This is a genomic window from Lysobacter terrae (genome assembly GCF_054782215.1).
Genome location: NZ_BAAGSX010000010.1, coordinates 23,752 through 46,678 on the forward strand (window position 1 = coordinate 23,752; position 22,927 = coordinate 46,678).

A 22,927-nucleotide genomic window follows, 5' to 3' on the forward strand; every position below is an offset into this window, starting at 1 on the left:
GCCCCTTTTTTTCGCCTTTGCACCGTGACCCTGCCCGTACTGAGCTGGCCCGTATTGCTCTGGATCGTGGTCGCGGCCGGTGCCGTGATCGTCCTGGTCGCCGTGCAGCGGCAACTCGCCCCGCGCCGCCGCGCCCGCGCCGTCCGGGAACTGCTGGACGCCGCCGACGCCCTGGAAGCCCGCCTGCGCACCGCCCGGGCCGAAATCGCGGCCGTGGCCGGCGAACAGGGTCCGGACCCGGTCGGCGAGGCCATGCGCGAAATGCTGCGCCAGCGGATTTGGCTGCGCGACTACGGGCGTGAAGCGAGCCTGGCCCAGCTGGCCGAGGTCCGCAGCTCGATCGATGCCGCCCGCGGCCGCATCGATGCCCAGCTCACCCGGATCGCCCGCGCCCGCGCGCCGCAGATCTGACCGTGCAGCGCCTGATCCTGGCCTCGACTTCGACCTACCGGCGGGAACTGCTGGCCCGCCTGCGCTTGCCCTTCGATGTCGCCCGCCCCGAAGTGGACGAAAGCCCGCGCCCCGGCGAGTCGCCCGCCGCACTCGCCGAACGCCTGGCGATCGCCAAGGCCGGTGTGATCGCCAGTCGCGAACCGCGCGCGACGGTGATCGGCTCGGACCAGGTGGCCGAGCTCGACGGTTCTGCGCTGGGCAAGCCCGGCAGTCGCGATGGCGCCGTGGCCCAGCTCGGCGCGATGTCCGGCCGCGAAATCCGATTCCGCACTGCGGTCTGTGTGCAGCGCGACAGCGAGCCGCCGCGCATTGCGATGGATACGACGACGGTGCGTTTCCGCACCCTGTCGCTGGCGGAAATCGAACGCTACGTCGATGCCGAGCAACCGTTCGACTGCGCCGGCAGTTTCAAGTCTGAAGGATTGGGCATTGCGCTGTTCGACGCGATCGAATCGAGCGATCCGACCGCGCTGGTAGGCCTACCCCTGATCGCCACGGCCCGCTTGCTGCGTGAGGCGGGCTTCGTCCTGCCCTGACGGCGCCCGCTCAGCGAATCCGGATCGGCTGCTCCGACCAGTCTTCGACGCTTCCATCGCGCCCGTACAACCGCAAACCCAACCAATGGCGGCCGGCATCCAGTTCGGTCGCGCCCAGATCCACTTGGGCGCGGAAGCCGACATTCGGATGCTGCGGGTCGTTGCTGCCCCGCCAGAAGTTCTGCAACCCTTCGTAGCGAAGTCCGTATTCGGCTTGAGCGACCGTGCGGCCATCCAGCAGCACCTCGACGCGCGACAAGCCGACGCCGTCCTTGAACGCCCAGCCGCGTAGTTCGAACTTGCGTCCCACCGCTGCGCCGCCGACCGGAGCATCGATCCACGCCATCGCCGGCGTCGTGCATGGCCCGTCACGCCGCGAATCGAGCGCGAACAGAGCGAAACGCTGCCGGCCGTGATCGACATTCAACACTTGCGGAGGCGGCAACGGGCCGACCATCTCGCATAGCGCGTGGTAGCGCTGCAGGAGTTCCTTGTAAGGGACTTCGCTGATGCCGACGACCAGCAGCGTCGGCGTCCGCAACCAATCCCGGCCACCGGCGTGCTGCAAGCCCCACAGCTGCAACTGCGGTGCGCGGCCGTGCTTGTGATTGATCGGGTGATCGAGCACCGGAATGTCCGGCTTGCCCAAGGCGAAACCGAGCTCCGACCCGACCTTGAAACTGTCGGCCAGCAATACCGTGCCGCGCGGCATCGCCTTGAGGCGATCGCGCGTGGCGTCGGCCAGCGTCCCCCACCCGGCGAAGTTGTAGGGATACCCCTTCTCCGCGGCGCTCAGCGCGCGCACCTGCGGCACCGACACGGCGGCGTAGAAGCCAAGCATCATCGCCAGCCCCACGCCCGCCAGGATCCACGTCGCGCGGCGCAGCCCGCGGGACCAGCGCATCAGCACGGCGGGCACCAGAGGCAATAGAGCCAGGTAGCCCGGCAAGGGCCAGTGGAAACTCACCCGCTCGGTATCGGCGAAGAAGCCCAGGGCGAAGAACCCGAGCACCACCAGCCCGCCGAGATAGGCGAAGTAGCGCGCGCTCGGCAACGCAGCATCGCGCCCGCGCCAGCCAGCGACGAACAGCGCCCAGAAGAGCAACGGCGTCGCCAGCAACGCCTGGATGGCGACGAACAAGATACCGTCGGCATGGAAGGCCCACGGATGCCGGTCGACCAATTGGAAACGCAAGCCCGCATCGGCGTTGTCCAGATTCCACAGCAGCAACGGGATCCAGGCCAAAGCGCCCAAGCCGATCGCCACCCACACGCGCACGTCGCGCAAGACGCGGCGCCCATCGGCCAACAACAGCAAGGCCACCAAGCCAACGCCGATCACCGCGATGAAGCGGTAATGGCTCAAGGCACCGAGCACCAGGCCCAGTGCCAGTTCCAGTGCAGAGGCCGCATCGACTCTGCGCAACAAGCGCGCGCCCGCATCGACACATAGCAAGGTCGCCAACGCCATCACCGCGTCGGGCACGGCCAGCAGGCCCAGCGTGCCCGACAAGGGCAGCAGCAATGCGAGGCCGCCCGCCTGCCAACCCGCACGCTCGCCGAACTCGCGAGCGGTGATGCGCGCGACCAGCCAGGGCACGAGTGCGGCGATCGCCAGGAACGGAGCGCGCAGCGCGAAGGCGTGTTCGCCGCCGAGCATCACCCCGAGGCGCGTCAGCCACGCGGTCATTCCCGGCAGGTCCGAATAGGCCGCCGCCAGGTGGTGTCCTTCCTGCCAATAGAAGGCCTCGTCCACGAACAAGGGCAGCCGCGCGGCAATGATCAGCTTGGCCAACAGGACCGCGGACCACAGCAGCCAGAAGCGCAGTCGCGCCGGGCCAGGCTCCGGCCCGGCGTGCATGGTTTCATCGCGCATTGAAGAAGAACAACCCCGCTACACTGCCTGCATTGGTGAGGAGACTTTCAGATGGCGGCATCCCCGACCGCGGCGAACATGCTACCCGATGCCCTGCGTACGACCCTCGACCGCGCCCAGTCACAAGTCAACGCGCTGGTGCTGGGCAAGGCCCATGAAGTGCGCCTCGCCTTCGTCGCCCTGCTCGCCGGCGGCCATCTGCTGATCGAGGATCTGCCCGGCCTGGGCAAGACCACGCTAGCCCGCGCGATGGCGACGACATTGGGGCTGGATTTCCAGCGCGTGCAGTTCACCTCCGATCTGTTGCCCGCCGACGTGGTCGGCGTGTCGGTATTCGACCCGCCCACGCGCGGCTTCCAGTTCCATCCCGGCCCGGTATTTGCGCAGGTCTTGCTGGCCGACGAAATCAATCGCGCGCCGCCGCGCACGCAAAGCGCACTGCTCGAAGCGATGGCCGAACACCAGGTCACCATCGACGGCACCACGCACACGCTGCCCGACCCGTTCTTCGTCATCGCCACGCAGAACCCGGTGGATCTGGCCGGCACCTATCCCCTGCCCGACTCGCAGCTGGATCGTTTCCTGTTGCGCCTGGCCCTGGGCTATCCGGGCGAAGCCGCCGAGCGCGATCTGCTGGCCGGCGTCGATCGGCGCGATTTGATCGCACAGACCCTGCCCTTGCTAGGCGCGACGGACGTGCTGGCCGCGCGACGGGCGGTGCAGCAAGTCCATGCCAGCGAAGCGCTCATCGCCTACGTGCAGGCGCTGCTCGCGCGCAGCCGCAAGCATCCGGGCATTCGCGTCGGGCTGTCGCCGCGCGCCGGACTCGCGCTGCTGCGCGCGGCGCGCGCCTATGCCTTGCTGCTGGGCCGCTCGCACGTGCTGCCCGAAGATGTGCAGGCCTTGTTCGGCGCGGTCGCGGCGCATCGGCTCGTCTCCGACGCCCAGGCCGGCAGCGATGGCTCGCTGGCCAAGGCGATCCTGCACTCGGTGCCTGTCGACTGACGCCACGCCGATGACCGGCATCACCGCAGCAAACGACGCACTGCCGAAGACGCACTGGCGCCGGCTTCGCCGCCTGGCGATGAGCCTGACGCGGCCGCGCACCCCGGAAACATTGCCGGTCACGATCGATCGCCGCCGCGTCTACGTGCTTCCCACCCGCTTCGGCCTGTTCTACGCGGCATTGCTGGTGGGCATGGCCGCCGGCGCCCTCAACTACAACAACAATCCCGCGCTATTGCTGTGCCTGCTGCTGGGCGGTGCGGCCCTGGCCAGCCTCATCGCGGCGCAGATGCAATTGACCGGGATGAGCGTCACCGCCATCGACGCCGAACCCGTTCCCGCCGGCCAGCCGATCCTGCTGCGCGTGCACGTGCAGGCGGAGCCTTCGCGCGTGCGCCGCGGTCTGCGCGTCGATCACGACGATGCGGACGAGTCTTCGTTGCTCAATCTCGACCAGGGACGCGGCGAAGCCGAAATCGCACTCGCCACGTATCAGCGCGGCTGGCTGGACGTGCCGAAACTGCGCGTGTACACGACCCGGCCGCTGGGCCTGGCGCGCGCCTGGACATATGTGTGGAGCGGCAATCCCGTACTGGTCTACGCGACTGCGGAAGTCGGCGGCCCGCCATTGCCCGGCGGTGCCGGCGAACAGGCGCAGACGCGCCTGCATCCGGCCGGCGACGACGTCCATCACCTGCGCGGATACCGGCCCGGCGATGCGCGGCGCGCGATCGCGTGGAAGCCGTCGGCGCGGCGCGACACCTTGCTGGTGCGCGAATACGAACAACCCTTGGGCATGGAAGTCGTGCTCGACTGGGCGCAGCTGTCCGGTCTTTCGTATGAGGCGCGCGTGTCGCGACTGGCGCGCTGGATCGACGAGGCGGAACGCGATGGCCGCCGCTATCGCCTGGCCCTGCCCGGTCAGCCCGGTATCGGACCCGATCGCGGCGCCGCACACCGGCATGCCTGCCAACGCGCCCTCGCCTTGCTGCCACTGTCCTTGCGATGAACGCCACGGTCACCGCCATCTCGCCGCTGGACCGCACCAGCCGTCATTGGGTGCTGCTGGCGGCTTTGGCGTGCATCGTGCCGCTGCTGATCCAACTGCCAGGTTCGTTGGCCTGGCCCATTGCCGTCGCGGGATTCATCACGGTGCTGCTGTCCTGGCGCAAGCCACCGCCGGCGGTGTTGCGCATCGTGCTCACCTTGCTGGTCGTCGCGGCCGTCCTGGGGGCGTCCGGCGTGCGCCTGGGACGGGACACGGGCTGCGCGCTGCTCGCCGCGATGCTCGCGATCAAGCCCTCGGAAACCGCGCGGCTGCGCGATGCGCGCAGCCTGATCGGCTTCGGCCTGTTCGCGCCGTTCGCGACGTTCCTGCTGGATCAGGGGCCGCTCTCGCTGCTGCTGGGCTTGCTCGCCGCGCTCGGTGCGCTGGTCGCGCTGCAACGCCTCGCCGATCTGGAATCGGGCGACGTGCACTTCGCGATTCCGTTCCGCACGCGTCTGCGCAGCGTGGTGCACCTGCTGTTGATCGGCCTGCCGCTGGCGCTGGCGACCTTCTGGCTGTTTCCCCGCTTGGCGGCCCCGATGTGGGGCGTGCCCGATCGCGCGATGGCGCGGCCCGGTCTGTCCGACTCGATGCGTCCCAGCGACTGGCTCGACATGATGACCGACGACACGCCGGCGATGCGCGTGCGCTTCTTCGGCGCGGCGCCACGGGTGGAACAGATGTATTGGCGCAACCTCACCCTGTGGCGCTTCGATGGCGAAGAATGGTCGCAACCGCAATGGCTGCGTGGCCTGCCGGCACCGGAAGGTGCGCCGGCGCCGCTGCAGTGGGATTACGAACTGGAAATCGAAGCCACCGAACAACGGCAGGTGATCGCGCTCGATCTGCCGCTGGCCGCGCCGCCCGGCACGAAACTGATCGGCGACGGCTCGTTGCGCGCGGATCACACGCTGAGCGCACTGACCCGCTGGCGCTTGCGCTCGGCCGCACCGCTGCGCCAGGAGCCCAAGCTCAAGGTCACGCTGCGGCAGCAGGCGCTGCAGCTTCCCGACGGATTCAATCCGCGCACCCTGGCCCTGGCGCAGCAGTGGCGCCGCGAAGCCGGCAACGATGACGCCGCCATCGTGCGTCGCGCGCTGGATTTCATCCATCGGGATTTCGCGTACACGCTGGATACGCCGCCGTGGGGCCGCAATGCCATCGACCAGTTCCTGTTCGAAACTAAGGCCGGCTTCTGCCAGCACTTCAGTTCGTCCTTCGTCGTGCTGATGCGCGGCGCCGGGATTCCCGCACGCGTCGTCACCGGCTATGCGGGCGGTTATCGCAACCCGCTGGGCGACTATTGGATCGTGCGGCGTTCCGACGCCCACGCCTGGTCGGAAGTGTGGCTGCAAGGTCGCGGCTGGGTACGCGTGGACCCGACCGCCGCGGTGGCGCCCGAGCGCATCTACGACACCCTCGAAGACCGCGCCCCCGGTGCCGCAGGGCTGTTCGGCGACTACGGCACGTCCCTATGGAACATGGGCGACTGGGTGCGCCGGAACTGGAACGACCTCGTGCTCGGCTTCGACGCCAACCGGCAGGCGCGGCTCTTCCGACCGCTGGGGCTCGATCAGATCAGCGGCCCGCAACTGACGTTGCTGTTCGCCCTCGCGGCCTGCCTCGCCCTGTTGTGGATGGCCTGGCTCAGCGCCCGCGGCCAGCGCGAACCCGATCCGCTCCTGCGCGCCTGGCACCGGCTGGGCGTCCGCTATCGGCGGTTCGGGCTCGAGCGCGAACCGCACGAAGCCGCCACCGACTGGATCACGCGCATATCCCGCACGCGCCCCGAGCTGCTCGGGAGCGAACTGATCGAACTCAGCCACCGTTTCGCCAATTGGCGCTACGCTCCGTCTCAGCCCGGGACCCGCAGCGCCCGCGCCGCCAAAGACCTGGTACGGGCGCTGCGCAACCATCGGCCGCACCCTAGATTGACGGACTAGATAGCCGGATCGCTCAACGGAGTAAGCAAATGAAGGCTCGCATCGTTATCCCTGCACTCGCCGCCGCGCTGCTCGCCGCCTGCGCTTCGCAGCCAAAGCCGCTGCAGGGCAGCTTTACCGAGATCACCCCGCAGCAGGCCGCCGCCGCCGAATCCACCGGCACCACCGTGCGTTGGGGCGGCCGCATCGTCGAAGTGGAACCGCAGACCAATCGCACCTGCTTCCAGATGATCTCGACCCGCCTGTCCGCCTACGGCCGCCCCTACTGGGCGACCGACGATGTCGGCGGACGCTTCATCGCCTGCAAGACCGGCTTCTACGATCCGGCCTTGTTCGAGAAGAACCGCGAAGTGACCTTCACCGGCCGCATCGACGGCTACGAGAACCGCCGCATCGGCGGCTACGACTACCGTTTCCCGCGCGTCGAAGCCGAGGTCATCTACCTGTGGCCGGTGCGCGAGCGCGTCGACGTGGTGACCCGTCCGGCGCCGTGGCCGTGGTGGGGTTGGTGGTAATCGGATCCAAGCAAAACGCCCGGGCAAACCGGGCGTTTCGCTATTCGAAGGGCGACGCCATTACGGCGTCACTTCGGCGTACCGAAACGCCCCAGCGGTGCGCCGGCCAGAAGATGCAGATGCACCTGGAAGACGGTCTGCCCGCCGTTGTCGTTGCAGTTCATCACTACGCGATAGCCGTCCTCGGCGAAACCCTGCTGCTTGGCGTAGTTCGCCGCGGCGATGTGCAGGCGGCCGATGATCTCCGCCTGCGCAGGCTGCACGTCGTTGAGCGTGGCGATGTCGACCTTCGGCACGAACAGCACGTGTACCGGCGCCTGCGGCGCGATGTCCTGGAAGGCGAAAATGTGCTCGTCTTCGTAAACGATGGTGGCCGGGATTTCGCGGCGCATGATCTTGTGGAAGATGGTGTCTGACATGGGCGCTCCCTAAGCCATTTCACTGGACGTCATTAAGTCATTTCGCTGCGGCTGCCGAACGCATGCGACAGCGTGCCGCGATCGACGTATTCCAGTTCTCCCCCCAGCGGCACGCCGTGCGCGAGGCGGCTGGGCTTGACCTGATGCTGGCGCGCGAGCTGCGCGAGATAGTGCGCGGTCGCCTCGCCTTCCACGGTGGGGTTGGTGGCGATGATCAGCTCCTGCACTTCGCCTTCGGCCAGGCGCGCGGCCAGCCGGTCCAGGCCCAGCTCGCGTGGACCGATGCCGTCCAGCGGCGACAACCGCCCTTGCAGGATGAAGTACAGCCCGCGATAGCCCGTCGCCTGCTCGATCGCGAACCGGTCAGCCGGCGATTCCACCGCGCAGAGCATGTAGGCGTCGCGCGAGGCGCTGGCGCAGGTCGCGCACACCTCGGTCTCGCTGAAGTCGCGGCAGCGCGCGCAGTGGCCGATCTTCTCCACGGCGGTGGCCAACGTTTCCGCCAGCCGACGGCCGCCGTCGCGATCGCGTTCGAGCACGTGATAGGCCATGCGCTGCGCCGACTTCGGGCCGACGCCCGGCAGTACCCGCAACGCTTCGATAAGTTGTTCGAGCAGTGCGCTCACGCCGTCGGATGCGTCAGAACGGCAGCTTCATTCCCGGCGGCAGCGGCATGCCGGCGGTGGCGGCCGACATCTTCGCCTGCGACTCGGCGTCGATCTTGTTGGACGCGTCGTTGAACGCGGCGGCGATCAGGTCCTCGACCATTTCCTGGTCGGACAGGACGCTGGGATCGATGCGCACCTTGCGGCACTCCTTGCGTCCGGTCAGGGTGACCGTGACCATGCCGCCGCCGGCCGAACCGGTCGCTTCGATCTTGGCGATTTCTTCCTGGGCGCGCTGCAGGTTTTCCTGCATGCGCTGCGCCTGCTGCATCATTTGGGCGATGTTGCCACGCATAGTCGTGTTCTCTTCAAGGCTGCGCCGCCCGCTAGGCGGCAGGGTGAAAGGATCAGTTTTCGTCGAAGGGGCGGATCGAATCCGGCACCAGTTTCGCGCCGTGCTGCGTCATCAACCGCTGCACGTCGGGGTCGTTCATGAACGCCGTTTCGGCCGCGCCTTGGCGTTCGTCGCGCGCCCGCTCGTTGCGATCGCGCAGCGATTCGCCCCGCCCATGCGGAGCGTCGGCGGGAGCATTCTCGAAACGGATCTGCGGCGCATCGCCCAGGGCGGGCGCCAGGGCGCTGGCCATCATCGCGATCAGCGCACTGGATTTGAGGTGCTCGTCGGAGGCCGGCAAGGCCAATCGCAGCACCGTTCCGTCGTAGCCGATGAACACCGAATGCTCGGCGAGCAGGCGGGCCGGACCGCGCAAGGCACTGCTGGCGACGAGGTCATGCCAGCCGTCGGCATCGGCGATGGCGACATTGCGATGCGCCGTTGGCTCGGCGATCCGCGATGCGCTCACCGCCGCCACCGGCTCGACGGGCGCAGCGACAAATGTTTCTACAGCGGCACGCACGGGTTCGCGAGGTTCCGACGCGGGCGCAGGCGCACGTGCCGGTTCGCGCGGCACCGCGTCTAGCAGCAGCGCATCCCGCGCCGTATCCGCCGCCGAACGTTGCGTGGTTGCAGCGGCCACCGGCGAGCGCGCGGGCGCCGCCTCGTTGCGCGCGGGGGCCGAGGTCGCCGGCGCGCGAACGCCCTCGCCCTCGGCGGGGCGGAACGCCAGCATCCGCAGCAGGCTCATTTCGAAGCCCGCGCGTGGACTCGGCGCCAGCGGCAGGTCGCGCCGGCCATTGAGCGCCATCTGGTACCACAGCTGCACGACTTCGGGCCGCAGCGCGGTCGCGAGCGCGTCGATATCCACGCCCTCGCCTTCCACCGGCGCTTCGGGTACCAGCTGACGCACCTGCACCCGGTGCAGCGCATCGGCCAGCGCGCCGAGCACACCCGTCCAATCGGGCGAGAACTCCGCGAGCACCGCCACTTCCGCCAGCATGGCCGCACCGTCGCCGCGCGCCAGCGCGTCGAGCAGTGCACCCACCCGCGTGCGATCGACCGTGCCGAGCATGGTCGCGACCCCGGCGTCCTCCAGCTTGCCGCCGGTGTAGGCGATGGCCTGATCCAGCAGCGACAGGCCGTCGCGCAGGCTGCCGTCCGCTGCACGGGCGAGTTGGCGAATCGCGCCGGGCTCGGCCGGGATGCCTTCGGCCTCGAGGATGCGGGTGATCTGTCCGCCGATCTGCTGTTCGTCCAGGCGCTTCAGGTTGAACTGCAGGCAGCGCGACAGCACGGTGACCAGCAGCTTTTCCGGATCGGTGGTCGCGAACAGGAACTTCACGTGCTCCGGCGGCTCTTCCAGCGTCTTCAGCAGCGCGTTGAACGCCGCCTTCGACAGCATGTGCACTTCGTCGATCAGGTAGACCTTGTAGCGGCCGCGCGACGGCAGGTACTGCGCGTTCTCGATGAGCTCGCGGACGTTGTCGACGCCGGTGTTGCTGGCGGCGTCGATTTCCAGCAGGTCGATGTAGCGGCCGGCGTCGATGGCCCGGCAGGTCTCGCATTCGCCGCACGGCTCGGCGGAGGTGCCGCGCTCACAGTTCAGCGACTTGGCGAAGATGCGCGCGATCGTGGTCTTGCCCACGCCGCGGGTACCGGTGAACAGGAAGGCGTGGTGCACGCGCCCGGAATCCAGCGCGTTGGTAAGCGCACGGACCACGTGCTCCTGCCCGACCAGTTCGGCGAAACGCTTGGGACGCCACTTGCGGGCGAGGACGAGGTAGGACATGCCACCATTCTGCCGCGCCGCGCCGCGCCGCGACAGACTATGGCTATAAAGAACTCCAACGCGCCGCAGCGCGGGGGGAAGCCAGGCGGCCGGCAAGACCGCTCATGTGCGCCCATCAGGATGGCATTTGTTGTGATACCTGCCCGCCACGGTTAGAATTTGCGCCCCTGAAGACGGCCGGACGCCGCATTCAGGCCTGCGGTACCAGGTGCGGAGAGGTGTCCGAGTGGTTGAAGGAGCACGCCTGGAAAGTGTGTAAGCGTCTAAACCGCGCTTCGGGGGTTCGAATCCCCCTCTCTCCGCCAGCCGCAAAGCAAGCCGAAAAAAGCGGTCGCGCGCAATGCGCGGCTGTAGCAATACCAGCAAGTCTCTATGGTGGCCCCGTCGGCCCCTCGCGACGCTAGGTCGAAAATCCCGCCAGGGCCGGAAGGCAGCAACGGTATCGATCGACGCGGGTGCCGAGGTTAGCCGGCGGGGTCATCGCCCGTTTGGGGCTACGCCCAGAACGCCCAAAGTTTGCGCAGCAAACTTTGGGCCCCAGGCTATGTGCTTCCAATCCCCGCGGCTTCGCCGCGCCCCCTTACTAAGGGGGCTCTCCTCCAGGGAGAAGCTTGCCTTTCGATGCCTTGGAAACCGCCGTTCGTCCTGTGGTTTGAAGGGGTTTGCAGTTCCGGGCGATTTCTCTTGCCATTCGTGTGAAGACGCCCCACAGTCGCGCGGGATCGGCTGGTCATGGGGGACCGGCTTACGCAAGGAGCGCCACATGGGACTGTTTGGCAACTGGTTCAAAGGAAAACCGCAACCGCACGACACGCGACCCGCTGCAAGCACGCTGGACTATCTCAAGCCGCCGGAGCGATCCATCCGCTATGACTCCGGCCTGGTCGCAAGCCTCACTCACGATCACGCAGAACTGGTGGCCATGTACGGCCAGCTCGGTCAGGACGTGCGCAACGGCGATTACCAGCGCATTCCGAATGCACTGCTGGCGTTCAAGACCCGCCTGGAAGCGCATCTGCTGATCGAGAACGTGCGCTTCTACGTGTACCTGGAGCAGGCCATGGCCGGCGACAGCGACAACATGGCGATCATTCGCGACTTCCGCCGCGAGATGAACGGCATCGCCCGCGGCGTCGTCGAGTTCGTGCGGCGCTATCAGCAGACGCGCGTCAACTCGGCCAATGCAAACGACTTCATGCGCGAGTACGACGAAGTCGGCAAGCTGCTGGTCATGCGCATCGAGCGCGAGGAAGGAAATCTGTATCCGCTGTACGCGCCGTAAGCACGGCGCCTTAGGGGCGTAACAAGGGGAACGACGGGGCGGACGCATGTCCGCCTCGTTTTTTTCGGGCTTGCGCGAGTGTTTACGAACGCGTGCCCTGTTCGGGATGCAGCCAGCCCGCATCGCCTTCGGCGTAGCGTTCGTGCTTCCAGATCGGAACGCGCGACTTGACCTCGTCGATGATGTAGCGGCACGCGGCAAAGGCGGCATCGCGATGAGCGGCGCTCACGCCGACCCACACCGCCAGTTCGCCGATGGCGAGATCGCCGACGCGGTGGACGCAGCGCGCGTCGATCACCGCGAATTTTTCCATGGCTTCGACCAGGATCTTCTCGCCTTCGCTCTGCGCAAGGCTGGCGTAGGCCTCGTAGCGCAGCCCCAGCACCGATCGCTCGGCGTTGTGGTTGCGGACCCAACCTTCGAAGCTGGCGTAACCGCCGACACGGTCGTCCAGCAGTTCTGCGCGGAGCGTTGCGGTGTCGAAAGGGGTGTCGGCTAGGGTGAAGCGATCCATCGTGTCCCTCATCCACCGCTAACCGGCGGAATGAAAGCGACCTCGCTGCCATGACGAAGCGCGTCGTCCCAGTGAGCAAAGTCGCCATCCACCGCAACGCGAAGCTGTCGTGCCGGGAATGGCAGTTGGTGCCGCGCCTGCACTTCTTCGTACAAGCCACGCAGATCGGCCGCAGCGGTTTCGATGGCTTCGCTCGCTCGGCCCGAGGCATCGCGCAATGCGGCGAAGTACAGCACGGTCACCTGGGTTCCCATCACAACGCTCCGAAATCGTGCCGGCCGCCACGCTTGCCCAGCAGTTTCGCCGGCCCGATGACGATGCGATGCGACAAGGCCTTGCACATGTCGTAGACGGTCAACGCGGCGACGGTCGCGCCGGTCAGCGCTTCCATTTCCACGCCGGTGCGATGCGTCGTCTTCACCGTGCATGCGATGCGCAGCTCGCGCTCGCCGATCCACTCGATGCCGATGCGGCAGCCGTCGATCGGCAGCGGATGGCAGAACGGAATCAGCTCGTGCGTGCGCTTGACCGCCATCGTGCCGGCGATAATCGCGGTCTCGACGATGCCGCCCTTCGCGCTCTTGAGGCCGTTCGCGCGCAGTTGCGTGGCCACGTCCGCGGGAAAGCGCACGCGGCATTCCGCGGCCGCTTCCCGCGAGGTGACGGATTTTGCGGAGACATCGACCATCGCCGGGCGGCCGGCCGGATCGATGTGCGTCAAGGTTTTGCGGGGGACTTTTTTCACAGGAGAATTCTGCGCCCAAGTACGCAGCGGCGAAAGCCGCGGCGCGACTCAGCCGCCGACCAGGTACATCTCGACGTGCTTGCGCGATCCCCGGCCGCTGCTGCGCAGTTCGCTGTAACGGTCCGAGCGTCGCAGCCAGCGCTCTGCCAGGTGCCGGGCCAGTTCCGCTTCGCCCGCCGCCAGCATGGGCCGCAGCGCATGACCTTCGGCTGCGAACAGGCAGGTGTAGAGGTGACCATCGGCGGAGACGCGCGCGCGATGGCAATCGCCGCAGAACGGCTCGCTCACCGAGCTGACGAAGCCCACTTCGCCCTGCCCGTCGACGAAGCCGTAGCGCGATGCGACCTCGCCGCGGTACTGCGCTTCCAGCGGCTGCAGCGCCCATTGCGCGTGGATGCGATCGCGCAACTCGGCCGAGGGCACGACCCGTTCGCGCCGCCAGCCGTTGCAGGTGCCCACGTCCATGTATTCGATGAAGCGCATGACGTGGCCGTGGCGCCGCGCGAATTCCACCAGCGGCAGCACTTCGCCCTCGTTCACTCCGCGCTGCACCACGCAGTTGAGCTTGATCGGCCCAAAGCCGGCGGCCCTGGCGGCCTCGATGCCGGCGAGCACCTGCGCGACGTCGCCGCGTCCGCCCGAGAGCGCATGGAACAACGCGGGATCGAGCGCATCCAGGCTGACGGTGATGCGATGCAGGCCCGCTTCGCGCAGCGCGACCGCCTGCGCGGCCAGCAGGGAACCATTCGTGGTCAGCGCGATATCGGTCAGGCCCTCGATGCGCGACAGACGCGCGATGAGTTCCGCCAGCCGCTTGCGCAGCAGCGGTTCGCCGCCGGTCAGCCGCAGCTTGGTCACGCCCGCGCGCACGAAGCCGCGCACCAGCGTTTCGATCTCGTCGAAGCTCAAGCGCTGCGCCGCGTCGAATCCGTAATCGTCGGGAACCTGATCCGCGGGCATGCAATAGGGGCAGCGGAAGTTGCAGGCCTCGATCACCGACAGGCGCAGGTCGCGCAGCGGCCTTCCCAGACGGTCGCGAACGTCTGCGGACATGGCCTGCGCCGCTTCGACCGCGTTCATGGCTGCGCCCGCGGGGCCGTCGGTTCGGCCAGCGCGATGACCTGGCCGGCCTGCGCGATGCGATGACCGCGCGCGACCAGGGCCTCGCCGTCTTCGCGGCTGGCGTAGTGGTACAGCACGCATCGCGCGAGCAACTCGGCCGGATATTCGCGTTCCAGATCGTCGATGCCGCTGTGCGAGGGATTGCCGTGCAGCGCGCAGTCGTGGGCGACCAGTTCGCCGTCGTCGGCGAACTTCGCCAACTGCTCGGGAATGGGGCGCGTGTCGCCGGTCCACACCACGCTGCCCTGCAGGCGCAGTCCGAACGCGGTCTCCGGCCAGTGGTGCCGCGTGGGAAACACTTCCAGCCGGATGCCGTCGTGCCAGAACGCGGCGCCGACCGGAATCAGTTGGAAGGCATCCCAGAAATTCGCCCCGCCCTCGGCCAGCGGATTCGGATAGTCGCCCACGCGCTGGTGCAGCAGCGGCACCAGCGCGGCCGGGACGTAGAGCCGGATCTTGCCGCGCCGTTGCGGATCGAAATAGCTGGCCACGAACAAGCGCTCGAAGCCGGCCACGTGATCCAGATGCGTATGCGTGATGAACAGCGAAGCCGGTGCTTCGCCGTAATGCGCCAGGTAATGGGTCAGGCCTTCGTTGCCGCAGTCGATCGTGAGCCACGGCGCGCCGTCGCGCTCGATCGTGGCCATCGCCGATCCCAATTGAACCGCGGACGCGTTGCCGACGCCCTGCAGTCGCAGACTCCAGCCCATCAGGTGCCTCGTGCCCAGACGCGGTCGTAGGCCGCGCGCAAACGAGCGAAATCCCGCTCCACGTCCTCGATGGGGCGTGCGCCGCGCAGTTTCAACAGCGAGCGTTTCAGGCGCCCGAGGTTGCCCTCGCGCCAGCCGGTGGCGGGAATGCGCTGCTCGCCGCGATCCAGGTCGATCACCCAGCCGCGCCCGGTCGGATCGAACAGCAGGTTGTGCGCATTGAGATCGGCGTGGTCCAGGCCTGCGCGATGGATGCGCGCGATCAGGCGGCCGGCTTCTTCCCAGGGGGCACCATCGCCCGCGACGGCCGCGCGATCGGCCAGTGTGCGCACGTCGTCGATGCGCTCGATCAGGATCGCGGCGCCGTAGAAGGAGCCCTCGCGGCGGTAGTAGGCCGCGATGGGCCTGGGCACCGGCACGCCCTTGGCGGCCATTTCGCGGGTCAGGCGGAATTCGGCGAAGCTGCGTGTGAGGTTGGCGCTGCGCCACCAGTAGCGGTCGCGGCTGAAATGGGCGGCGAAACCGCCGCGCAGATAACGGCGCAGCACGCAGGCGCCGAACGGCGCATCGACGAACCAGGCACCGCCGCGCCCGCCGCTGGCGACCGGTCGTCCGTGCTCGCCCCAGAAGGCGGGCGAAAACCATTCCGGCTTGGCTTGTCGCACCCGCGTGTTGTCGAACAGAATCGCGCCGTAGCCGCGCTCGTCGCGGAACGGCGTTAGTCCTTCGGCAGCGTCATAGCCGGTCATCCAGCGAGTCTAGCAAGACCTATGCCGCCATCACCTCTGTCGATCTGCCTTTTGCGCTTGTCCGCATTAGGCGATGTGACCCACGTCCTGCCGCTGGTGCATACCCTGCAAGCGGCCTGGCCGCAACTGCCTATCACCTGGGTCATCGGCAAGGGCGAGCATCGCCTGCTCGACGGACTGCCCGGCGTCGACTTCATCGAATACGACAAGAAAAGCGGCTTCGCCGGCATGCGTGCGCTACGCGCGCAGTTGCTCGAGCGCCGTAACGGCAGCCGCTTCGATGCGCTGCTGCAGATGCAGGTGGCGGCGCGCGCCAACGTGCTGTCGGCCTTCGTACCCGCGGTGCGCCGTATCGGCTACGACCGCTCCCGGTCGAAGGATCTGCACGGCCTCTTCATCAACGAGCGCATCCCCGACCAGCCGGGCATCCATGTCCTGGACGCAATCGGCAGCTTCTGCGAGCCCCTGGGCCTAAAGCAGACGCAGGTGCGCTGGGACCTGCCGGTGCCCGAGGCGGCGCGCGAATGGGCCTACGCGCAGTGGATCGAGGACGGCCGGCCGACGCTGATGATTTCGCCCTGCTCCAGCCACGTCGTGCGCAACTGGCATGCGGACCGTTACGCCGCGGTCGCCGACCACGCCGCATCGCGCGGCTGGCGGGTGGTGCTGTGCGGTGGCCGCAGTCAGCTGGAGCGCGACACCACCGATGCCATTGTCGCGGCCATGAAAACACAGGCGCTCGACCTGGTGGGCAAGGACACGCTCAAGCAGCTGCCCGCGCTGCTCGATCGCGCGGACCTGGTGATGACGCCGGACTCGGGGCCGATGCACATTGCCAACGCGATGGGCACGAAGGTCCTGGGTCTGCACGCGGCCAGCAATCCCGAGCGCAGCGGCCCTTATTCGGACCGCCGCTATTGCGTGGACCGCTACGACGACGCGGCGCGCAAATACCTGGGCAAGCCGGCGGCGGAACTGAAATGGGGCACCAAGATCGAGCGCGAAGGCGTCATGGATTTGGTGACGGTGGACGACGCGATCGCCGCGTTCGAACGTTACGTTTCTGACCACTCGGAATAGCTTCCGGGCGGGCAGGCGGTGCCCGCGGGCAGGCGCGACACGCCGTGAATCTGTCCCATCGCTCACCGAAGACACGCGCCGCGGCGCGTTCGGACCCTCGCAACTGCTTTTCACGGGGGCGCGGCTTGGTCAGCGGCATCCATGCCGCTGACAGTCGCGCCTGCCCACGGGCACCGCCTGCCATCCACACATCTGGGATGCATTGGCAAAAAGCAAAGACAAAGCAGACGTAAACCCGCTTCTCATAGAAGCGGCGATCCATACGCTCGCGTTTAGCGCTGCCCGGCGCGATGGGGGTGCGGAGAGCGGACCAGGATGGTCCGCGGCCCCGACTAAAGGCAGGGATGCCGTCCGGAGGGGCGGAGCACCCCCATCGCGTCGGGTAGCGCGTCCATCCGAAGACGACTATTGCGGCGCTTACCGCGGGGCGCCGGCTATCGCAGTGCTTACGGCGCGGCGCCGGTCCTGTAGTCCTGATAGGACTTCTCTTCGACGTAAGCAGAGCCCAGCGCGAGATTGATGTCCTTCTTGATGCGCGCGCGCTCGTCGTTCTCGAAGTAGACGCTGCGGGCGAGACGAATGAATTCCGCGTCGAAGGCCTGGGCCTTTTCCTTGATGCGGATGTCGTCCTCGATGACCCACAGGCGTTCGTTGACCGCCTTCAGAGCCGCACGCAGCTCGACGATGTCCTTGCCCGCCGCCGGATGCGCCATCCAGGTCTTTTCCAGGGCCGACAGCTCATTGCGGACGTTGGCCAGCTTGGCCTCGTCGCTCATGCGTTCGGACTTGATCTGCAGGATGGCGATCTTGTCGAGAAGTTCGCCGAAGGACACCGGAACCAGGATTTCGGACATGGGCTGCGCCGTTTAGGGGCTGGAGCACGCGATGGCGGGCGCCGGCCGGGGGAAGGCCGGCCTGAGCCGGTCAATGCGGGGCGCACAGTTTAGCCGCCCCACGCGGAAACTTGCTCCGAATGGGCGCGCCACGTATCATTCGCGGCCCACTTCTGGAGAGGTGGCAGAGCGGTTGAATGTACCTGACTCGAAATCAGGCGTGCGTTTATAGCGCACCGAGGGTTCGAATCCCTCCCTCTCCGCCAGTTACAAGCGAACGCCCCGTCAGGGGCGTTTTGCTTTTCAGCGACTGAAGCGGTCACGACGCTTGCTAGACGGCCGGTCGGGCACGATTATCCCGTTCACCCTTCCGAAAGCCCTCCTCGCCGTGGTAGTTCCCCAATGATCGAATTCGGACACCTGACGCACGTTGGACTGCGCCGGGAACTCAACGAAGACACGTATTACGGGGACAGCGAACTGGGCTTGTACCTGGTCGCTGACGGGATGGGCGGGCATGAATACGGCGAAGTCGCCAGCGCCCTGGCCCGCGAAACCATCGTCCGCGAGATCCGCGACGGCACGCCGCTTGCCGTGGCGATCCGCATCGCCGACGAGGAAATCATCCGCATCTCCCGCCGCCGCAACGATGCGCTGCCGATGGGGACCACGGTCGTGGCGGCCCGCGTCAACGGCAGCCGCTTCGAGGTCGCCTGGGTCGGCGACAGCCGCGTCTATCTGTGGCGCGACAACCAGCTGGTGCAGCTGTCGCAGGACCACAGCTACGTGCAGGAACTGATCGCCAACGGCGCGATCACGCACGAACAGGCGCGCAGCCATCCACATCGCAACGTGGTCACCCAGGCGCTGGGCGTCACCGATCCGCGCAACCTCAACGTCGAGACCATGACGGGCGAACTGCGCCCGGGCATGCAACTGCTGCTATGCAGCGACGGACTCACCGAGGAAGTGGACGACCGCAGCATCGCCACCGTGCTCTCGCACAGCGACTGCAGCGCGCAGGAATGCGTGGATGAGCTGGTCGCCGCGGCGCTCGACGGCGGCGGTTCGGACAATGTCACCGTAGTGCTGGTGCGGAATCACTGATCGGGCCAACCGATCGCACGCACTTTCGCGGCGAGCTCAACACCAGGGTCAGGCCGGCAACGCTTCCATCTGCGGTGCGGCTACGTCGGCTTCCAGCCAAACGTCCCACAGCGCTTTGCCCGCCTTCTTCCGCAATTGCGCGAGTCGGGCTTCGTGCGCTTCGAACTCCTCTGCCGCCACGGCCACGCGCGGGCGCGGCGCCGCCAGATCGACCTCGAAGCGGATCGCGGCCGCGGACGAAGCCTCGGCGGCACTCTCGAAGCCGATTTCGCTCTGGCCCGAAGTCAGCCCGATGTACACCTCGGCAAGCAGTTGCGCGTCGAGCAAGGCGCCGTGCAGTTGGCGGTGGGTGTTGTCGACGTCGAAGCGCTTGCACAGTGCATCCAGCGAGTTGCGCTGGCCGGGAAAGCGCTGTCGCGCGAGCAGCAAGGTGTCTTCGACGGTGCAGCGGTCGCTGAGCTTGCCGTAATGCGGGCCGAGCCGGCCCAGCTCGTAGTCCAGGAAGCCGACGTCGAACGCCGCGTTATGGATCACCAGCTCGGCGCCTTCGATGAAGGCGAGAAATTCGTCGGCGACCGCGGCGAATACGGGCTTGTCGGCAAGGAATTCCAGCGTCAGCCCGGTGACTTCCTGGGCGCCGGCTTCGAACTCGCGTTCCGGATTCAGGTAGCAGTGGAAGGTGCGTCCGCTCGGGCGGCGCTCCACCATTTCGACGCATCCGATTTCCACCACGCGGTTGCCGCTGGCCCAGCTCAGGCCGGTGGTTTCGGTGTCGAGGATGATCTGGCGCATGCGGAATCCGTAGCAGAGCGGTGAGAGCTTAAGGCCTTTGGGCGCGCGACACACCCTCAACTGCGTCGATCACGGCAGCGCAGCGACCTGCTTGAAGCGCACCGCCTCGTTGCGCGCGAGCGTGTCGACGCGCTCGTTGTCGGGATCGCCCGAGTGCCCTTTCACCCAACGCCAGTCGACGCGATGGCGTCCTGCCGCCGCGTGCAGGCGTTCCCACAGCTCGCGATTCTTCACCGGATCGCCGCCCGCGGTTTTCCAACCGCGCCGCACCCAGCCCGGCATCCATTCGGTGATGCCCTGGCGGACGTACTGCGAATCGGTGAACAGCACCACGTCGCAGCCTTCGCTGAGCGCCTCGAGCCCCGAAATGGCGGCCATCAATTCCATGCGGTTGTTGGTCGTGGCGGCTTCACCGCCGACCAGTTCGCGTTCGTGGCGGCCGTAGCGCAGCAGCGCGGCCCAGCCGCCGGGTCCTGGATTGCCGAGGCAGGCGCCATCGGTGTGGACCTCGACCGCCTTTCGATTCGTTTGTGTCATTTACCCATTATCGCCTGTCGCTTGAGTTGTTCGGAACGCAGCGACTCGAAGCGCCAGGACACACAGGTTGGATGCTGGCGAGAGTGCGCCGCGCCCTGCAATCTGAAACTCGGAACGCGCGCCGGTGGCAGCAGCGCATGCACGCGCTTGTTCACGCTGAGCGCGATGCCGGCGCGCAACCAGTCGTTCATGCCGACGCCGATATCGCCCTGGTCCATGCGCCAACGCGGTCCCAGCCACTGCAGATGGACCGAATCCAGCGCGAACCCGGCCCGTCGCAGCGACGCCTGCCACTTGCCGGTGACATGCGCGCGCAAGCCGGTCCGTGCCCAGCGCGCACGATAGGGACTCCAAGCGTTGAGCGCCGCCAGCCAGAGCGTGCCGCCGGGGACGAGGATGCGTTCGCATTCGCCCAGCAGCGCATCCGCGTCGACGTCATCGTCCAGGGCATGCTGGAGCAGCACTGCGCCGAAACTCTCGTTGGCCAGCGGCAAGGGCAAGGCGCAACGCAAGGCGCCGCCGAAACGCAATCCCGCTTCGCCGACTTCGCGACGCATCAGCACGCCGCGTCCGCCGCTCACCTCCGGCGGCGCAGTGCCGGGAAGACCGATCCAACACCACGGCAGCGCGGGAATGCCCGCAAGCACGCGGGCCATGGCCGCCGCTTCCACCGTCAGCAAGCCCTGCCCGGCCGCGCTGGCGAACCAGCCCAGGGGGCCATCGCCGGGATGGCGGATGGATTGACGGCTGGCCAGGACGGGGGACATGGTCAGGGATTGTGCGGGATTGCCGTCCCGGATGGAGCGTGAAAAACCATGCAACTGCGCCCCCTGCCCGCCTTCGCCGACAACTACATCTGGACCCTGGCCGACGACGACGGCCGGGCGCTGATCGTCGACCCGGGCGAGGCCCCGCCGGTCCTGGCGGCCGCGCGCGACGGCCTGCGACCGGTGGGCATCCTGCTGACGCACCACCATGCGGACCACATCGGCGGCGTGGGGCCGCTGCTGGAGGCCTGGCCGGAACTCGAGGTCATCGCCCCGGTAGACGAACGCATTCCGCACGCGACGCGCCGGGTTGCCGAGGGCGACCGCGTCGAGATCGCCCAATGGCGCTTCCAGGTCCTGGAAATCCCGGGCCACACCCTCACCCACGTGGCCTTCCACGGCCACGGCCTGGTCTTCTGCGGCGACACCTTGTTCAGCCTGGGCTGCGGCCGGTTGTTCGAGGGCACCCCGGCGCAGATGCGGCATTCGCTCACAAAACTGACAGCGCTGCCGCCGGAAACGCGGGTCTGCTGCGGACACGAGTACACGGTTAACAACAGCCGCTTTGCCAGCGTGGTAGAACCCGGCAACCTGGCGCTGCGGCGTCGCTCCGATGAGGCCCGGACCATGCGCGACCGTGGACTGCCGACCTTGCCCAGCACCCTGGCCGACGAACTGGCCGCCAATCCCTTCCTCCGCGTGGACGCGCCCGAAGTCTGTCAGTCCCTGCGCGCGCGTCTGGGCCGCGAACCGGCCGACAGCGTGGAGGCCTTCGCCGAGCTTCGGCGCTGGAAGGACGGGTTCGCGTCATGACCGCCCGCCTCGTGGGACCCGTGCTGGCCCTGCTGCTGGCGGCGCCGCTGTGCGCGTCGGCCGCCGAAGCCAGCGTGGAGGCGAAGACCGAGGCGCTGGCCCCCGCCGGCACGCGCAACGGTCGCGAGATCTACCGCAACTTCCGCGAGGGCCTGGCGGATCCGACCTGCCAGGCCGACGCCAGCGCACGCTGGACGGCGCATTTCGCCCACGCCCCGCGGCAGCTCGCGCGCAACGACGATGTCCTGCCCTTGTTCGGCTACGTGGTCGATGCGGTGCGCGCGGCGGACCTGCCGACCGAATTCGCGCTGATCCCCTTCGTCGAAAGCGGCTACAAGCCCGGCGCGCGCAGCGCCCAGGGGCCTGCCGGTCTGTGGCAGATGATCGCGATCACCGCACGCAACCATAAGGTGCCGATGCGCGCCGGTTACGACGGCCGGCTCTCGCCGATCGATTCCACCACCGCGGCGGTGCGCTATCTCAAGACGCTCTATGGCATGTTCGCCGGCGACTGGCGCCTGGCGGTGATGGCGTACAACGCCGGCGAATATCGCGTCCTGGGCGCGCTCAAGCGCACTGGACAGACGGCGCGCAATGCACGGCCGGAAGCGCTGACCGGCCTGTCGCCGATCACCCACGCCTACGTGCGCAAGTTGCACGCGCTGTCCTGTCTGCTGGAGCAGGCCGACGACCGCGAAGAATGGCTGCGCGATCTTGACCGCCCCGTGCCCGTGCTGACCGCGGTGACCGTCTCCGATAACGTGGACATCGCCACGTGGGCGCGTCGCAACGGGCAGGACCCGGCGCAGCTGCAGCGGCTCAATCCGGCCTTCGCCAGCGGCCGCATCGCGCGCAAGGACGGCAAGCCTGCGCGCCTGCTCGCCAACGCATCGACGACGGCAAGCGACCCGGCTGCTTCCGATCCGAGCGACATGACATCGGCGACGACAAACCAGATCGCACCCTCGACGGCCACCCCTGCAACGGAGCCCGCACCGGAAGCCAGCGTCGGCAGCGTGGGCATGGTCACGGCACCGGAACCGAAAGCGTCCCCTGCCCGCCGCCACACCGTCGTACGCGGCGACAGCCCGTCGAAGATCGCCAAGCGCTACGGCGTCCGCGTCGCCGAGCTGATGAACCGCAACGGCCTGGCTGCCAATGCCGTGTTGAAGCCGGGCAAGATCCTGCTCATCGATACGGAACTGCCGCTCGGCGAGCTGCCGCAAACCTCGGCGGGCCCGCCCTGACGGCAGGCCCGCCGGACCACGCCCGCCTCTCCGCTACACTAGA

At 67.7% G+C, this 22,927-nt stretch carries 26 protein-coding genes, 2 tRNA genes and 1 other RNA gene; 14 read left to right on the forward strand and 15 right to left on the reverse strand.

The window, feature by feature from the left end; all coding sequences use genetic code 11:
* Window positions 1-24: 24 nt before the first annotated feature.
* Both ACYVJ8_RS14995 and ACYVJ8_RS15000 read left to right on the forward strand, forming a co-directional pair.
* The gene (locus tag ACYVJ8_RS14995) at window positions 25-411 is read left to right on the forward strand and encodes a hypothetical protein (protein ID WP_460713861.1); all 387 of its coding nucleotides are present in this window, start codon (window positions 25-27) and stop codon (window positions 409-411) included.
* A 2-nt stretch (window positions 412-413) separates the two neighbouring features.
* Window positions 414-989 carry a Maf family protein gene (locus tag ACYVJ8_RS15000; protein ID WP_460713863.1) on the forward strand — a complete coding sequence of 192 codons (576 nt, stop codon included), beginning with the start codon at window positions 414-416 and terminating at the stop codon, window positions 987-989.
* Window positions 990-999: 10 nt separating this feature from the next.
* Here the strand turns inward: ACYVJ8_RS15000 and ACYVJ8_RS15005 are convergent, their stop codons facing one another.
* Complete coding sequence (locus ACYVJ8_RS15005) at window positions 1,000-2,850, reverse strand: ArnT family glycosyltransferase (RefSeq protein WP_460713865.1); 1,851 nt, start codon at window positions 2,848-2,850, stop codon at window positions 1,000-1,002.
* A 66-nt stretch (window positions 2,851-2,916) separates the two neighbouring features.
* On the opposite strand from ACYVJ8_RS15005, the gene ACYVJ8_RS15010 reads away from it, so the two are divergent.
* The 4 genes from ACYVJ8_RS15010 to ACYVJ8_RS15025 are packed head-to-tail and all read left to right on the forward strand — an operon-like array spanning window position 2,917 to window position 7,376.
* A complete protein-coding gene (locus ACYVJ8_RS15010) occupies window positions 2,917-3,870 on the forward strand; it encodes an AAA family ATPase (protein ID WP_460713867.1) in 954 nt (317 codons plus the stop codon).
* Window positions 3,871-3,880: 10 nt separating this feature from the next.
* Complete coding sequence (locus ACYVJ8_RS15015; RefSeq protein WP_460713869.1) at window positions 3,881-4,879, forward strand: DUF58 domain-containing protein; 999 nt, start codon at window positions 3,881-3,883, stop codon at window positions 4,877-4,879.
* The gene (locus ACYVJ8_RS15020; protein WP_460713871.1) at window positions 4,876-6,861 is read left to right on the forward strand and encodes a transglutaminase family protein; all 1,986 of its coding nucleotides are present in this window, start codon (window positions 4,876-4,878) and stop codon (window positions 6,859-6,861) included. Before ACYVJ8_RS15015 ends, ACYVJ8_RS15020 begins: the two co-directional genes overlap by 4 nt.
* A 29-nt stretch (window positions 6,862-6,890) precedes the next feature.
* Window positions 6,891-7,376, forward strand: coding sequence for a Slp family lipoprotein (locus ACYVJ8_RS15025; RefSeq protein ID WP_460713873.1), 486 nt, complete (start codon window positions 6,891-6,893; stop codon window positions 7,374-7,376).
* Window positions 7,377-7,444: 68 nt separating this feature from the next.
* On the opposite strand, the gene ACYVJ8_RS15030 is transcribed toward ACYVJ8_RS15025, so the two are convergent.
* Genes ACYVJ8_RS15030 through dnaX form a run of 4 tightly spaced genes read right to left on the reverse strand, consistent with a single transcriptional unit; the run spans window position 7,445 to window position 10,586 of the window.
* Window positions 7,445-7,795: a histidine triad nucleotide-binding protein gene (locus ACYVJ8_RS15030; protein ID WP_460713875.1), complete on the reverse strand. Its 351-nt coding sequence runs from the start codon at window positions 7,793-7,795 to the stop codon at window positions 7,445-7,447.
* A gap of 32 nt (window positions 7,796-7,827) precedes the next feature.
* The gene (gene recR, locus ACYVJ8_RS15035) at window positions 7,828-8,421 is read right to left on the reverse strand and encodes a recombination mediator RecR (RefSeq protein WP_460713877.1); all 594 of its coding nucleotides are present in this window, start codon (window positions 8,419-8,421) and stop codon (window positions 7,828-7,830) included.
* A 13-nt stretch (window positions 8,422-8,434) separates the two neighbouring features.
* Window positions 8,435-8,755, reverse strand: a complete 321-nt coding sequence (locus tag ACYVJ8_RS15040) for a YbaB/EbfC family nucleoid-associated protein (RefSeq protein WP_386753652.1) — start codon at window positions 8,753-8,755, stop codon at window positions 8,435-8,437.
* A 52-nt stretch (window positions 8,756-8,807) separates the two neighbouring features.
* On the reverse strand, window positions 8,808-10,586 hold the full coding sequence (dnaX, locus tag ACYVJ8_RS15045; RefSeq protein ID WP_460713880.1) for a DNA polymerase III subunit gamma/tau: 1,779 nt from the start codon (window positions 10,584-10,586) through the stop codon (window positions 8,808-8,810).
* Between the two features lie 212 nt (window positions 10,587-10,798).
* Between dnaX and ACYVJ8_RS15050 the strand changes: the two genes are divergently transcribed.
* The 3 genes from ACYVJ8_RS15050 (at window position 10,799) to ACYVJ8_RS15060 (ending at window position 11,868) form a co-directional block, all read left to right on the forward strand.
* Window positions 10,799-10,891: transfer RNA gene (locus ACYVJ8_RS15050), tRNA-Ser, on the forward strand.
* A 76-nt stretch (window positions 10,892-10,967) separates the two neighbouring features.
* Window positions 10,968-11,064: signal recognition particle sRNA small type (gene ffs, locus ACYVJ8_RS15055), an RNA gene on the forward strand.
* A gap of 285 nt (window positions 11,065-11,349) precedes the next feature.
* Window positions 11,350-11,868, forward strand: a complete 519-nt coding sequence (locus ACYVJ8_RS15060) for a hemerythrin domain-containing protein (RefSeq protein ID WP_460713882.1) — start codon at window positions 11,350-11,352, stop codon at window positions 11,866-11,868.
* Window positions 11,869-11,950: 82 nt separating this feature from the next.
* Here the strand turns inward: ACYVJ8_RS15060 and ACYVJ8_RS15065 are convergent, their stop codons facing one another.
* From ACYVJ8_RS15065 to ACYVJ8_RS15090, 6 genes are read right to left on the reverse strand one after another with little or no spacing between them, the layout of a single operon-like run.
* Entirely contained in the window at window positions 11,951-12,394 is a 444-nt protein-coding gene (locus ACYVJ8_RS15065) for a molybdenum cofactor biosynthesis protein MoaE (RefSeq protein WP_460713884.1), read from the reverse strand.
* Window positions 12,391-12,636, reverse strand: a complete 246-nt coding sequence (locus tag ACYVJ8_RS15070; protein ID WP_460713886.1) for a MoaD/ThiS family protein — start codon at window positions 12,634-12,636, stop codon at window positions 12,391-12,393. The genes ACYVJ8_RS15065 and ACYVJ8_RS15070 overlap by 4 nt, the downstream gene beginning before the upstream one ends.
* Window positions 12,636-13,127: a cyclic pyranopterin monophosphate synthase MoaC gene (gene moaC, locus ACYVJ8_RS15075; protein ID WP_460713888.1), complete on the reverse strand. Its 492-nt coding sequence runs from the start codon at window positions 13,125-13,127 to the stop codon at window positions 12,636-12,638. Before moaC ends, ACYVJ8_RS15070 begins: the two co-directional genes overlap by 1 nt.
* A gap of 48 nt (window positions 13,128-13,175) precedes the next feature.
* Window positions 13,176-14,207, reverse strand: a complete 1,032-nt coding sequence (moaA, locus tag ACYVJ8_RS15080) for a GTP 3',8-cyclase MoaA (RefSeq protein WP_460713891.1) — start codon at window positions 14,205-14,207, stop codon at window positions 13,176-13,178.
* Window positions 14,204-14,959, reverse strand: a complete 756-nt coding sequence (locus ACYVJ8_RS15085) for an MBL fold metallo-hydrolase (RefSeq protein ID WP_460713893.1) — start codon at window positions 14,957-14,959, stop codon at window positions 14,204-14,206. The genes moaA and ACYVJ8_RS15085 overlap by 4 nt, the downstream gene beginning before the upstream one ends.
* Window positions 14,959-15,708, reverse strand: a complete 750-nt coding sequence (locus ACYVJ8_RS15090; RefSeq protein ID WP_460713896.1) for a 3-deoxy-D-manno-octulosonic acid kinase — start codon at window positions 15,706-15,708, stop codon at window positions 14,959-14,961. Before ACYVJ8_RS15090 ends, ACYVJ8_RS15085 begins: the two co-directional genes overlap by 1 nt.
* Window positions 15,709-15,729: 21 nt before the next feature.
* Here ACYVJ8_RS15090 and ACYVJ8_RS15095 point away from each other — a divergent pair, with 21 nt between their 5' ends.
* Complete coding sequence (locus ACYVJ8_RS15095) at window positions 15,730-16,788, forward strand: glycosyltransferase family 9 protein (protein WP_460713898.1); 1,059 nt, start codon at window positions 15,730-15,732, stop codon at window positions 16,786-16,788.
* A 446-nt stretch (window positions 16,789-17,234) separates the two neighbouring features.
* Here the strand turns inward: ACYVJ8_RS15095 and ACYVJ8_RS15100 are convergent, their stop codons facing one another.
* Entirely contained in the window at window positions 17,235-17,642 is a 408-nt protein-coding gene (locus ACYVJ8_RS15100) for a DUF6165 family protein (RefSeq protein WP_460713900.1), read from the reverse strand.
* A gap of 154 nt (window positions 17,643-17,796) precedes the next feature.
* Between ACYVJ8_RS15100 and ACYVJ8_RS15105 the strand changes: the two genes are divergently transcribed.
* Both ACYVJ8_RS15105 and ACYVJ8_RS15110 read left to right on the forward strand, forming a co-directional pair.
* Window positions 17,797-17,887 (forward strand) — tRNA-Ser (locus ACYVJ8_RS15105).
* A gap of 136 nt (window positions 17,888-18,023) precedes the next feature.
* Window positions 18,024-18,728 (forward strand): PP2C family protein-serine/threonine phosphatase, encoded by a 705-nt coding sequence (locus ACYVJ8_RS15110; RefSeq protein WP_460713902.1) that lies wholly within the window; start codon window positions 18,024-18,026, stop codon window positions 18,726-18,728.
* Window positions 18,729-18,776: 48 nt separating this feature from the next.
* On the opposite strand, the gene dnaQ is transcribed toward ACYVJ8_RS15110, so the two are convergent.
* The 3 genes from dnaQ to ACYVJ8_RS15125 all read right to left on the reverse strand — a co-directional run bounded on the left by dnaQ (window position 18,777) and on the right by ACYVJ8_RS15125 (window position 20,824).
* Window positions 18,777-19,520 (reverse strand): DNA polymerase III subunit epsilon, encoded by a 744-nt coding sequence (gene dnaQ, locus ACYVJ8_RS15115; RefSeq protein WP_460713904.1) that lies wholly within the window; start codon window positions 19,518-19,520, stop codon window positions 18,777-18,779.
* Between the two features lie 69 nt (window positions 19,521-19,589).
* Window positions 19,590-20,057: a ribonuclease HI gene (gene rnhA / locus ACYVJ8_RS15120; protein WP_460713906.1), complete on the reverse strand. Its 468-nt coding sequence runs from the start codon at window positions 20,055-20,057 to the stop codon at window positions 19,590-19,592.
* Complete coding sequence (locus ACYVJ8_RS15125; protein ID WP_460713908.1) at window positions 20,054-20,824, reverse strand: methyltransferase domain-containing protein; 771 nt, start codon at window positions 20,822-20,824, stop codon at window positions 20,054-20,056. Before ACYVJ8_RS15125 ends, rnhA begins: the two co-directional genes overlap by 4 nt.
* A gap of 48 nt (window positions 20,825-20,872) precedes the next feature.
* Here ACYVJ8_RS15125 and gloB point away from each other — a divergent pair, with 48 nt between their 5' ends.
* Window positions 20,873-21,637 carry a hydroxyacylglutathione hydrolase gene (gene gloB / locus ACYVJ8_RS15130; protein ID WP_460713910.1) on the forward strand — a complete coding sequence of 255 codons (765 nt, stop codon included), beginning with the start codon at window positions 20,873-20,875 and terminating at the stop codon, window positions 21,635-21,637.
* Window positions 21,634-22,884 (forward strand): lytic transglycosylase domain-containing protein, encoded by a 1,251-nt coding sequence (locus tag ACYVJ8_RS15135; RefSeq protein ID WP_460713912.1) that lies wholly within the window; start codon window positions 21,634-21,636, stop codon window positions 22,882-22,884. The genes gloB and ACYVJ8_RS15135 overlap by 4 nt, the downstream gene beginning before the upstream one ends.
* Window positions 22,885-22,927 lie beyond the last annotated feature (43 nt).